General features: G+C 49.4%; 8 protein-coding genes and 3 pseudogenes. 5 read left to right on the top strand and 6 right to left on the bottom strand.

Annotated elements, in window-relative coordinates:
* Positions 1 to 151 precede the first annotated feature (151 nt).
* Positions 152 to 295: pseudogene (locus BIY29_RS01650) on the bottom strand (helix-turn-helix domain-containing protein); the annotation flags it as partial.
* 127 nt (positions 296 to 422) lie between these two features.
* Here BIY29_RS01650 and BIY29_RS20955 point away from each other — a divergent pair.
* The 4 genes and pseudogenes from BIY29_RS20955 to BIY29_RS01635 all read left to right on the top strand — a co-directional run bounded on the left by BIY29_RS20955 (position 423) and on the right by BIY29_RS01635 (position 3,190).
* A pseudogene (locus BIY29_RS20955) lies at positions 423 to 904 on the top strand (LamB/YcsF family protein).
* A complete protein-coding gene (locus BIY29_RS20950; protein ID WP_420808398.1) occupies positions 849 to 1,190 on the top strand; it encodes a LamB/YcsF family protein in 342 nt (113 codons plus the stop codon). The pseudogene BIY29_RS20955 and the gene BIY29_RS20950 overlap by 56 nt, the downstream one beginning before the upstream one ends.
* Positions 1,191 to 1,320: 130 nt before the next feature.
* Positions 1,321 to 2,371: pseudogene (locus tag BIY29_RS01640) on the top strand (ATP-binding protein); the annotation flags it as partial.
* Between the two features lie 165 nt (positions 2,372 to 2,536).
* Positions 2,537 to 3,190: a purine-cytosine permease family protein gene (locus tag BIY29_RS01635; protein WP_240629908.1), complete on the top strand. Its 654-nt coding sequence runs from the start codon at positions 2,537 to 2,539 to the stop codon at positions 3,188 to 3,190.
* Between the two features lie 167 nt (positions 3,191 to 3,357).
* Here the strand turns inward: BIY29_RS01635 and xopG are convergent, their stop codons facing one another.
* Complete coding sequence (gene xopG / locus BIY29_RS01630; protein WP_121573166.1) at positions 3,358 to 4,002, bottom strand: XopG/HopH/AvrPtoH family type III secretion system effector; 645 nt, start codon at positions 4,000 to 4,002, stop codon at positions 3,358 to 3,360.
* A gap of 710 nt (positions 4,003 to 4,712) precedes the next feature.
* Positions 4,713 to 6,365, bottom strand: coding sequence for a bifunctional UDP-sugar hydrolase/5'-nucleotidase UshA (gene ushA / locus BIY29_RS01625; protein ID WP_121573164.1), 1,653 nt, complete (start codon positions 6,363 to 6,365; stop codon positions 4,713 to 4,715).
* 515 nt (positions 6,366 to 6,880) lie between these two features.
* Between ushA and ybaL the strand changes: the two genes are divergently transcribed.
* Positions 6,881 to 8,566, top strand: coding sequence for a YbaL family putative K(+) efflux transporter (gene ybaL, locus BIY29_RS01620; RefSeq protein ID WP_121573162.1), 1,686 nt, complete (start codon positions 6,881 to 6,883; stop codon positions 8,564 to 8,566).
* Positions 8,567 to 8,604: 38 nt separating this feature from the next.
* Here the strand turns inward: ybaL and hemH are convergent, their stop codons facing one another.
* The 3 genes from hemH to htpG all read right to left on the bottom strand — a co-directional run bounded on the left by hemH (position 8,605) and on the right by htpG (position 12,684).
* Positions 8,605 to 9,567, bottom strand: a complete 963-nt coding sequence (gene hemH, locus BIY29_RS01615) for a ferrochelatase (RefSeq protein WP_121573160.1) — start codon at positions 9,565 to 9,567, stop codon at positions 8,605 to 8,607.
* A gap of 211 nt (positions 9,568 to 9,778) precedes the next feature.
* A complete protein-coding gene (adk, locus tag BIY29_RS01610; RefSeq protein ID WP_121573158.1) occupies positions 9,779 to 10,423 on the bottom strand; it encodes an adenylate kinase in 645 nt (214 codons plus the stop codon).
* A 377-nt stretch (positions 10,424 to 10,800) separates the two neighbouring features.
* Positions 10,801 to 12,684 (bottom strand): molecular chaperone HtpG, encoded by a 1,884-nt coding sequence (htpG, locus tag BIY29_RS01600; protein WP_205680294.1) that lies wholly within the window; start codon positions 12,682 to 12,684, stop codon positions 10,801 to 10,803.
* Positions 12,685 to 12,749: the final 65 nt, after the last annotated feature.

The raw sequence follows: 12,749 nt of genomic DNA, 5'->3' as shown, positions 1-12,749 counted from the left end.
AAGCGCTTCTATTCAGCGCCGTGAAAAATTAAGCTGTGGTGTCAGAAAGGCATTACGGAAATATTCACGAATAGCCTGCATCGGCGGGGTAAATTCAGCGTCACGGTGCCAGGCCAGGCCGACGCTCATCGGGTGTACGGTATCTTTCAGGGAGCGGTTTTCCCAACATGCTTTCCAACTCCTGAATAGCCGTGGTGACTGCCGACTGTGAAATACTCAAGTGAATGGCGGCCTGAGATATTTGCCCCATCTCGGCGGTTGCCACAAAATACCGGATCTGACGCAATGTAATCATATCGTTCTCTTATTGTTTAAGGATTCTGTTTTTCAGATATTCTGCCATCTGAAAATACGTCTTTCCGAATGGAAAAAATTCACTCTATATTATTTTTAAACAAAGCCATCACAAATAAGAAATAATTATGAAATATGAAATCGATCTGAATTCCGATATGGGTGAGAATTTCGGTCCGTGGATAATAGGCGATAATGTTGATAAGGAAATCATGTCTTATATAAGTTCCGCCAATATTGCCACCGGCTTTCATGCTGGCGACCCCAATACCATGAGCCGGACAATTGAACTGGCAAAATATCATGGTTGGCGATTGGAGCACACCCTGGGTTTCGGGCGACGTCATATTAATATTCAACCGCAAGAATTGACTAATGACATTATTTATCAGTTAGGTGCCTTGCGTGAATTCGCCAGTCTTCATCAATTACCGTTACAACATATAAACCGCACGGCGCACTGTATATGCACCTTGCGCGGGATCAGTCCGCCGCACAGATATTTGTGGAAACACTACATGCATTGACACCTGATTTGTTGCTGTTCTGCCTGCATGGCTCTGCGGTATGGCAGGCGGCAAAAAAAACAGCAACACCCTGTTATTTGTGAATTTTACGCCGACAGGGATTATGACCGCAGCGGGTCGATTGTGTTTACCCGCCGGGTTGGCCCGCTCGATCCTGAGCGGGTGGCGCAGAAAGTTTTACGCGCCTGTCAGGAAGGGAAAGTCCGTACCGTTGAAGGTGACGACATTACCGTGGTATTTGATTCGGTCTGTATTCATAGTGATACGCCGGGGGCGCTGACGTTAATTAAAACCACACGCGAACAGCTTACTGATGCTGATATTAAGGTTAAATCGCCAGCCAGAATAATTTCTTATCCAACAGAGTAAAAAATATAAGGGAATTTTGAGATGAAAGAATATGAGGTTTACTCTCCTTTACCCGGTATTTTTTATCGGCAACCCGCACCGGATGCAGCCGTTTTCATTGAGGAAAACGATCGTTACTGAAAACACAGTAGATCAAAGCTATTTGAATGTTGATGCGCTGCTCCAGGGAGCCCGCTACTGCGGCGCCAATGCCCTGCATCCAGGGTATGGTTTCCTTTCTGAAAATGCTGACTTTGCGCAGGCGGTTGAACAGGCAGGGTTACTGTTTGTCGGCCCCACGCCGCAAACCATCCGCATGATGGGAGACAAAGCCGTTGCCCGGCGTACCGCGCAGGCGGCGGGCGTTCCGGTGGTGCACGGTTCTGCCGCCGCGTTGGGCAACATTGATGAAGCCGTGCGCTGCGCAGAAGAGATTGGCTATCCGCTGTTGATTAAAGCGGCGGCGGGAGGCGGGGGACGAGGTATCCGTATCGCCGCCAATGCGGCGGAACTGACGCGTGAGTTCCCCATTGCGCAGAACGAGTCCAACGCCGCGTTTGGCTGTGGTGATGTGTATCTGAAACGTTTTATTCAACATGCCCGGCACATTGAAGTGCAAATACTCGGTGACGGTGAACGAGCCATACATCTGTATGAGCGGAAGTGCTCATTACAACGGCGGCGGCAGAAGATATTTGAAGAAGCGCCATCGCCGGCGCTCTCCCCTACTCAGCGCGAAGCCATTTGCCATAGCGCCCTGCAACTGGCGCAACAGTTGGGTTATCGCGGAGCGGGTACGCTGGAATATCTGTTTGATGGGGATACCGGTGAATTCTATTTCATTGAAATGAACACCCGTATTCAGGTGGAACACCCGTATTCAGGTGGAACACCCGGTGACGGAGATGGTTACCGGCGTCGATCTGGTGCAATGGATGTTGCGTATTGCACGGGGCGAAAAACTCAGCCTGCGTCAGCAAGATATTACCCTCAGTGGCAACGCCTGCGAAATGCGCATCAATGCCGAAGATCCGGATCGCAATTTTTTCCCCTGCCCTGGCGTGGTGGAAAAGCTGGTATGGCCGCAGGGTGATGGGATCCGTATTGATAGCCACCTGTTCAGCGGTTATCGCATCCCGCCTTATTACGACTCCCTGCTGGCGAAACTGGTGGTTCATGGCGGCGATCGTCAGCAAATGATGTAACGGCGTTTTGCTGCCATTCTATCTGATTGGCCTGTTGATCACCGTATTGGTGGCGATTAACCATTATGGCTATCAGCCGCAATGGCTGGATTTTGGCCCGCAATCCCCCCGGCATACGGCTGGTGGAACTGCTTCACTTACTATATGGGGGTGTGGATCTTGATGATGTATACCTTCGACTACGCCCGCTTTGGTAAACAGAAAGACAGCAATTATCACGCGCAATTTAACTTTGGTATGCCGTTCTATCTGATCACCTTCCTGCTCAACGGCGTGGCCGGTATTTATCTGGTCAGCAACTTTCAGCATCAGGGGGACGTGAGTGAAGTCGCGGTGGTGGTGGCGATTCTGAACTTACTGGGGTTATGGGGATTGCTGTTTGTCTGGGTCACTCAGACACGCATCAATACCGCCAATTACTATCTGGCGACGGTGAATATGCAGGTGTTTTTCGACCGCTTGTTCCGTATCCGCTGTCGCAAAATCGTATGGGCGTGCATTGTCGGCGCGGTGGTTTATGTGCTGATGCTGGCGGATATTTTTGCCTACATTCTGCAAGCGTTGGCTTATCAGGGCGTATTCGTGGTGGCCTGGGTCGGTGTGGCGCTGGGGCACATTTTTCCTGCCAGTCAGGCGTCGCCTCAATATACCGAACAAACCTTTAGCCTGCGTGGACTTAGCGCCTGGTTTTTAAGCGTGGCCGCAGGTATTACACTGATGCACGGCAGTGCCGTACTGCAATCGTTTTCCGCGCCGGTGACGTTCTTGATTGCGCTACTGCTGTACCGCTTCTGGCCACACCAGCAAATGACTTAAATCCGATTTATTAAAAGCGCCACGTAATCCAGTGTCGATAAATGCTTTTGCTGAATTAATGCCTCCCTGGCCATTAGCCATGCTTTTCAAGCAAGGAGGCTTTTTTAATACGCACTCGACGCTCATAGAGACAACGCCGCTATTAACTTTGCTGGCTAAAAACCGTACTACCAATTACCGGAAAGTGAATAACGCGTCTTTAAAGGGAGACCATGCTCACCACGAATGGAGTTTTCGGTAGGTTCCCCGGTATTCTCATGCTTATATTTGCCAAGCCCCACTGCTCTTAATTCTTCTTTCCCGGACTTGGTAGATGCAGATGACGCATTTGGTGTTACTGAGCCGCCGTACTTACTCGTTCCTGCCAAATAATGCCTGGCATGAATAAGTTCATGAGCTAATACTGTAAACGCGTTATCCGGATTAGTTCCTCGAACCGGCACTCCTGAAGAATTCACATTCGGCTCTACGCTATTTTTACTCCACAGTATTTCAGATGCCGTACCTCTTTTATTTATACAAGTGGAACCGGTGGACTCTCTAATTAGCATGGAATCAAACTCTCTTTGCGTTGGGTTGTTGCCCAGCCTGCTCATCTGTGAAAGGGTTAATCGGGGGCGAGCCACAGGAGCCTGCCCGTCTCTCACCTCTGAAATGGTTACGTGCTTCTCGCTGGTTGAATTATCTGCTATTTTCTGTAAAAGCTGTTGTCCGGTTGAACCTGATTTGATCTTATTGAGAGATTCAACAACATCATTTTCAAAATAGTGGGATGAGTGACTTCCCACTCTGATACCGGTGAAACCATCCATGATAAAACCCTCTGAATTAATTGATAATTAAATACCCGTCATACTTCAAGTTGCATGTGCGTTGGCTTTGCTACTCGGCCCATCCGTGGGCCTCGCCCCTTCGGGGCCGCTGTGAACAGCGTTCAAATCTGCTCCAGGCAGATTTGTCAGTCACCCCAATACTTACCTGAGTAAGCTCATCGGGATTAATGAGAGACATCCTGTCTCTCACCGAAGGCCAGCCGTTGGCTGGTCAAATTCGTTCCTGACGAATTTGTCCTTCCCTTGCCGCCTTCCTGCAACTCGAATTATTTAGGATATAGATAGATTATCAGGGCCGTAAAATAATCATAAGAAACATTCCCACCTGATTATTTACCGCATCCAATCATCCATTCATAGGTGTATAAAAATAATATTTAGTTTCCGTCACAAATAATTACATCTAACGCAAAAACCCATCATTCATTTTAACCGTATGGATATTATAAATATTATTTCTTAAAATTATTTAAGCAGAATAAAATTAAATACATTTCATTTATTTTTTATGAAAATAACATATTTTAAAAAAAACTTAATTCAAGACATATCAAATATACATTTTTGATTTATATTTATTTTATTTTGTTAGTTTTTATTACCACAGAGATTCGAGTATTATTATATAAAATCAAATAGTAGCTGGCGGCTTTCATCGTTACGCAATAAAAAACCGCCTTTACTATCAACTATTTATAGACAATCTCACCTTTAGGCCGGTACGCGGCGGCATCCAGCGGCGAGTGCTTCTCGATGTACTGTTTCAGCACCTCGGCATCAATGAAGCCGGTGTTAACATAGCCGGGCAGATTATCAATGCGTGGATACCCGTCTCCGCCCATGGCGTTAAAATTCAACGTTGACATACGGTAGACTTTATCCGCCTGTAATGGCTCACCGTTGATTTTTATATCCTGCACACCGTTGCCATCCGCCGTCAGGCTGACGTTAAGGAATTGAGCATACGCGCCGGAATCGACCTCTTTGTTCGCCACCACAGCCAGGTATTTCTCAACGTCGCGGCCTTTCATATCCACATAGACCAGCGTGTTGGAAAACGGCTGCACTTTCAGCACATTTTTATAGGTAATATCACCAGACTCGATGGAATCGCGTATACCGCCGCCGCTCATTACCGCAAAATCAGCATTCGCACGTTCGAGTTGGGCTGACAATACAACCCGCGCCAGATTGGTCTGACGGAAACGGACTTGATTACGATCGCCTTCCAGTTTTCCTTCAACGCTTCCCACTTTGACATCCAACTGCGTCTGCCCTTTTTCCTGGAACGGCGTCAGCATTTTCAATACTGACGGATCTTGTTTGATTTCGTGCGTATAAAAAACCCGCTCTGTTTTGCCGTCCGCCGCCGTCACTTTTTTCTTCAGATTAACCGGGATGAGCTGATAGCGCTCCAGCTTTAGTTCCCCATTGCGGAAAGTGAAGTCCGCCCTGCCAACATATTTACCCCACTCATGGGCCTGAACAATCCAGATGCCGTTCTGACGATCGGGCGCGCAGGGCGTACCCGGTACGTAGTCCACCTGTTTTTTATTCTCGCCGGCCATACAAACCGGATCTTGTGAATGTCCGCCGACAATCATATTCAGATAACCCGCAGGCAGGCTGCGAGCCATCTCCACATCCCCCGGCGCATTGGAACCGTGTTTACCGTCGTCATAGTGCCCCATGTGGGTGGCGGCAATGATCACATCGGGTTTTTCATCTTTGCGCAATGACTCAACGACTTGCTTCACCTCCACGGCTGGCTGGCGAAATTCGATGTCCGTGAAATATTCAGGATTGCCTAATTTGGCCGTATCATCAGTAGTCAGGCCGATAACGGCAATTTTCACACCTTGTTTATCAAACAAGGCATACGGCTTGAATAACCGTTTATTGGTGCTTTTTTGGTAAATATTGGCCGACAGCAAGGGGAAATTCGCCCATTTTTCCTGCTGCCTAAGAACAGAGAGCGGATTATCAAACTCATGATTACCCAGTGCCATCGCATCATAACCCACCATACTCATGCCACGGAAATCGGGTTCAGCGTCCTGTAAATCTGACTCAGGAACACCGGTATTAATATCTCCACCTGAAAGTAACAGTAAACTTCCGCCTTTGCCCGCAACGTCCTGACGAATCTGATCAACCAATGTTTTCTGGGCTGCCAATCCATACTCGCCATGATCGTTATGCCAAAAGTGACCATGGTGATCATTTGTATGCAGTATGGTGATGGCATACGTTTTATCCTTTTCCCAGGCTATTGCCCCAAATGGCGCTAACGCCAGCGATATCGCCAAAGCGCGCCCCACTGTTTTTGTCGAAAAACGCATGAAAATCTCCATTTAATTTTAGTACCCAAAAAGAAAGATGTTGCCAGAGCAAACTGGCAAAGCGCTATGTGCGCAGTCGCCATCCTCTTAGTGACGGACATTCTATAATAGACATATATCGCAAAGAACATAGCATGAGTCTGTTCGCCCATCTGCCTACGCGCTGTAATGAATTCCTCATAATATGGATGGTTCATCGGAATAATCTGTTATTAGGCGTCTTATTCCCTATTTTCTATGGTTTCCGACTGACGGATAGTGTTTTTTTACTGAACAAGTGGATAAATCGTAAGGTATACTCATCAAGAATCAGGCTTCACATTGATAATTACGCATGTTTATCAATGCTTATCTGAAGAAACCATGCTTAAATCTGTGTTACCATGTAAATATGCTGATAAGCTAACATTTTTGACAGAATCCCTATTTTACCCAAGCAACATTTTTCTTTATGCAATAGAATTTATACAGAAGGTCCGCTCGTTCACGTTTCACACATGGCAAAAGGAGTCGGGATGCATGCTGCAACACCTCTAATTTCAACTATCGCTAGTGGGCTGGTTCTTGCCTTTCTTCTCGGTATTCTGGCAAATCGCCTGCGCATCTCCCCGCTTGTTGGTTATCTGGTTGCCGGCGTGCTTGTCGGGCCGTTTACCCCAGGATTTGTAGCCGATACCTCTCTGGCGCCAGAGTTGGCCGAACTTGGTGTCATTCTGTTGATGTTCGGTGTTGGTTTGCATTTCTCCCTGAAAGACCTGATGGCGGTTAAATCGATCGCCATTCCCGGCGCTATTGCGCAGATCGCGGTAGCGACGCTGCTTGGGATGGGCCTTTCCGCCATGCTGGGCTGGAGCCTGGCAAACGGACTGGTATTCGGCCTTTGTCTTTCAACGGCCAGTACGGTTGTCTTATTACGCGCACTGGAAGAGCGTCAGCTTATTGACAGCCAACGCGGTCAAATTGCCATCGGCTGGCTAATCGTAGAAGATCTGGCGATGGTTCTGACGCTGGTTCTGCTGCCCGCCTTCGGCGACATGATTGGCGCGGAACATGCCGATACCGGTAAATTGCTGCGCGACCTGGCATGGACCATCGGTAAAGTTATCGCCTTCATCACTTTGATGATTGTTGTGGGGCGCCGTCTGGTACCCTGGGTGCTGGCAAAAAGCGCCAGTACCGGTTCCCGCGAGCTATTTACACTGGCGGTGCTTGCTATGGCGCTGGGCATCGCCTTTGGAGCAGTGAAACTGTTTGATGTTTCCTTTGCGCTGGGCGCATTCTTCGCAGGCGTAGTATTGAATGAGTCTGAACTCAGCCAGCGGGCCGCGCATGATACGCTGCCGCTGCGCGATGCTTTCGCGGTACTGTTCTTTGTTTCTGTCGGTATGCTGTTCGACCCGATGATTCTAATCAATGATCCGATTGCGGTACTGATTACCCTGGCGATCATTGTCTTTGGTAAATCAGCCGCCGCGTTTATGCTGGTTCGCCTGTTCGGTCACTCGAAGCGCACCGCATTAACCATTTCCGCCAGCCTGGCGCAAATCGGTGAGTTTGCCTTTATTCTTGCCGGGCTGGGCATTGCACTGGGGCTATTATCCGAAGAGGGCCGCAGTCTGGTGTTGGCGGGGGCCATCCTCTCTATCATGATCAACCCGGTACTCTTTACCCTGCTCGAACGCTATCTGGCTAAAAATGAAACCATTGAAGAACAGATAGTGGAAGAAGCGATCGAAGAAGAAAAACAGATCCCCGTCGATTTGTGCAATCACGCTCTGCTGGTCGGTTACGGACGGGTTGGCAGCCTGATCGGCGCCAAACTTCATCAGGAGGGAATTCCGGTGGTGGTGGTGGAAAACTCCCGTGCGCGGGTCGATGCTTTACGTGAGCAGGGTATCAAGGCCGTACTCGGCAATGCCACCAAGCCAGAGATTATGGAGATCGCCCGTCTGGACTGCGCCCGCTGGCTGTTGCTTACCATCCCCAATGGCTATGAAGCAGGTGAAATCGTCGCGGCGGCACGTGAAAAAAGAGATGATTTGGAAATTATTGCCCGTGCGCATTACGATGATGAAGTCAGCTACATTACGGAACACGGCGCAAATCAGGTAGTGATGGGCGAACGGGAAATTGCCAACAGTATGATTACGTTACTCAAGCTCGACGAAGTACCGCAAGCACCTCAGCAATGCCCTATCTAACCAAGTGCGGCGGGTTATGCCCGCCTTTTCTTCCCGCCCTACTCTGCTTTTTCCACCAGTTGCTCTAGCAGGTCAATATGCAGCGGATCATCGTTTAACGCCGGAATATAGCTAAATTTTTCGCCGCCCGCGTGCAGGAATATCTCTCTGTTTTGCTCCTGAATCTCTTCCAGTGTTTCCAGACAGTCTGCGGCAAAGCCAGGACACATAACCTGAATATGTTTAACCCCCTGCGCCGGTAACCCTTTTAGCGTTTCATCCGTATACGGCGTTAGCCAAGGCTCACGTCCAAAACGCGACTGGAATGTCATCATCACTTTCTCTTTGGGGAGACCCAGCGCCGCGATTAGCGCCACTGTCGTTGCCTTACAGCGCAGCGGATAGTCATCTCCCTCGCTGGCATAACGCACTGGGATGCCGTGAAAAGAGAGCACCAACCTGTCAGGCTCGCCCTGTTGAGCAAACGCCTGTTCAACACGGGATTTCAACGCCGCGATGTAGGCGGGATGTTCAGCATAATCACGGATAAAACGGATAGCGGGTAACTTGCGGTATTGGCGCAACAGTTTAGCCAGCCCGTCCCACACGGCGGCCGTCGTCGAACAGGAATACTGCGGGTACATCGGTAAAACCACCAGTTGCGTTACCCCCTGCGCCAACAGCTTATCCAGCGCTGAATGCAGGCTAGGAGAGCCATAGCTCATCCCCAGTTCAACCGGAATTTCTGGCATACGGCCAGCCAGCGCCTGCTGCTGCCGACGGCTAATCACCAGCAAGGGTGACCCACCTTCCATCCACACAGACTGGTAGAGCTTTGCCACACGCGGTGAGCGGAGAGGCAGAATCACGCCCCGTAATAGCGGCCACCACAGTAGCCGTGACGTATCCACCACGCGTCTGTCACTCAGGAATTCAGCCAGATAACGTTTTACTGCCTGTGGTGTTGGTGCATCGGGGGTGCCTAAATTCACCATCAGCACGCCGTACTTCTCTTGCGTCATCACTGCCTTCCTCTTGTGGACAAGCTGGCTACACCTGGCCTATCCGTACTTGGTATCAGATTTTCTATTGTAGCGAAAAATACCGAACATATATGGGCAGATAGCGAGGATAAAACCAATGCTATTAATAGGGAGAAGTGATGCCGTCAGGTAAAAAGGTAAAAAAAATGCCAGGCAGTTGCCTGGCACTACTCTCATTGCTGGTCAGGAACTAACCCAGGATCGTTTCCAGTTCAGCACGCACTTCCACAACTTTGCGCGTACCGTCGACTTTGAAGTAACGTGTATTGCCTGCATCCGCTTCCTTCTGGTAGTAAGCCACCAGCGGCGCAGTCTGCTGATGGTATTCCACCAGACGTTTACGAACTGTCTCTTCCTGATCGTCTTTGCGGGTAACCAGATCCTCACCGGTAACGTCGTCTTTGTCTTCCACCTGCGGCGGATTAAATTTCACATGGTAGACACGGCCTGAAGCTGGATGCACACGCCGCCCGACGATGCGATCGACGATCAGCTCATCAGGCACTGCAAACTCGATCACATAATCCACATTAATGCCAGCCTCTTTCATGGCATCAGCCTGGGGAATAGTACGCGGGAAGCCATCCAATAGGAAACCGTTACGACAATCTGCCTGAGTGATACGCTCTTTTACCAAAGCAATCACCAGCTCATCAGTGACCAGTTTGCCTGCATCCATGATTTCTTTAGCCTGTTTGCCCAATTCAGTACCGGCTTTTACCGCTGCACGCAGCATGTCGCCGGTAGAAATCTGCGGAATACCATATTTTTCCATGATGAATTGAGCCTGAGTCCCCTTGCCTGCGCCCGGAGCGCCCAGCAGAATAATACGCATTGCGTAAATCCCCTTGCTATATACCCTTCATCTTTCAAGTTGCAGGGGTGTTGACTGCCCTTACTCACCCCAGTCACTTACTGGTGTAAGCTCCTGGGGATTCGCTCGGTTGCCGCCTTCCCGCAACTCGAAATCTATTAGGTATAGAGTTTTTATAAAATAAATTTGAAAAGCGCTAAACCATACCATTCCAGGCATTTATCCTCAAGGAACGGGCACGTTTCAGCCTCTCGTCAGCAGGTAAAAAAGTTGTTTGCGTTCATCGTACAGCGACCATGAACTGTCAGTGTAGGCGAATAATAACAAAGCACCGGCTAAGTGGGTAAAAGATAAAACAGGTGGAATAGACCCCGGAATGAACCGGGGTCAGAGAAACATCAGGCACTCAGTAACTGATTCATACGACGGATAAACTGATTCGGATCGTCCAGCGTGCCGCGTTCAGCCAGTAAAGCCTGATCCAGCAGCAGCTCAACCCACTCAGCGAATTGCGCCTCGTCGCTCACGCCAGACGCACGCTTGACCAGAACATGCTCCGGGTTCAGTTCAAAAATATATTTTACTTCAGGTGCCTGTTGCCCGGCTGCGGCAAACAGTTTCGCCATTTGGGTGCTCATCTCGTTGGCGTCGGTCGTGACAATCGCAGGCGTATCCGTCAAACGGTGCGTCAGGCGAACCTCTTTCACCCGATCGCCCAGCAGAGTTTTTACGCGCTCAACAAAAGGCTCCAGCGCTTTTTCCGCTTCTTTCTGAGCATCGTTTTCTTCATCCGCCAGTTTATCCAGCGCGTCATCCGCTTTGCTGACTGACTGGAAGTGCTTACCGTCAAATTCCGTCAGGTAGCTCATCATCCATTCGTCAATGCGATCGGAGAGCAACAGCACTTCAATGCCTTTCTTGCGGAACAGTTCCAGATGCGGGCTGCTCTTCGCAGCGGCATAGCTGTCTGCCGTGATGTAGTAAATCTTATCCTGCCCTTCCACCATACGGCTGACATAGTCTTCCAACGATATAGTCTGTGCCGCGCTGTCATTATGTGTAGTGGAAAAACGCAACAGCCTGGCGATAGCTTCACGGTTACTGCCATCTTCAGCCGGGCCTTCTTTCAGCACCAGACCAAACTGTTGCCAGAAAGTCTGATATTTTTCTGCATCATCCTTCGCCAGTTTTTCCAGCATCTGCAACACGCGCTTGGTCAGTGCGTTACGCAGGTTCTGGGTGACACGGCTGTCTTGCAGAATTTCACGGGATACGTTCAGCGGCAGGTCATTGGAATCAATCAGGCCACGCACAAAGCGCAGATAATTCGGCATAAACTGTTCGGCGTCATCCATGATAAATACACGCTGCACATAGAGTTTCAGGCCGTGCTTATGATCGCGGTTCCACATATCCCAGGGCGCCTGGGAAGGGATGTACAGCAGGCTGGTATATTCCTGCTTCCCTTCCACCCGATTGTGGCTCCAGCTTAACGGGTCGGTAAAGTCATGGGCAATATGCTTATAGAATTCCGTATATTCTTCATCACTGATTTCAGATTTACTCCGCGTCCACAGGGCCTGCGCTTTGTTAATCTTCTCCCAGCTTACCGTTGCTTCACCCCCCTCTTCTTCGCTTTCCTGGCGGGATTCAATTTCTACCGGCAAGGCAATATGGTCGGAGTATTTACTGATGATGGAACGAACGCGCCAGTCATCAAGGAACTCATCTTCGCCCTCACGCAGGTGCAGGGTAATTTCAGTACCACGATCTTCTTTGCTGATATCCGCAATAGTGTAATCGCCTTCACCGGCGGATTCCCAATACACGCCTTGATCGGCGGCGGCACCCGCAGCACGCGTCCGTACGGTCACTTTATCGGCAACGATAAATGCGGAGTAGAACCCCACGCCGAACTGACCAATCAACTGGCTGTCTTTTACCTGATCGGAACCCATTGATTCCAGAAAGGCTTTAGTTCCCGATTTGGCGATAGTCCCAAGATTGTCAATCACCTCATCGCGGCTCATACCGATACCATTGTCAGAGATAGTCAAAGTGCGTTTTTCTTTATCGGTGGAAACCCGCACACGCAACTCACCCTCTCCGGCATACAGCTCAGGGGATGACAGCGCACGAAAACGTAATTTATCTGCCGCATCGGAGGCATTGGAGATCAGTTCACGCAGAAAGATTTCTTTGTTGGAATACAGTGAATGGATCATCAAGTGCAGCAGTTGCTTTACTTCAGACTGGAATCCGCGGGTTTCTTGGCCTTTCATACTCATTGTTGCTTACCTCAATCCTAATATTATTCAGGCTGATTAAACTGACGATGAGCATGAAA

Source organism: Brenneria alni (assembly GCF_003666245.1).
GTDB lineage: Bacteria > Pseudomonadota > Gammaproteobacteria > Enterobacterales > Enterobacteriaceae > Brenneria > Brenneria alni.
Note: the sequence above shows the minus strand (reverse complement) of the source record. Positions and strands in the feature narration are given on the sequence as shown.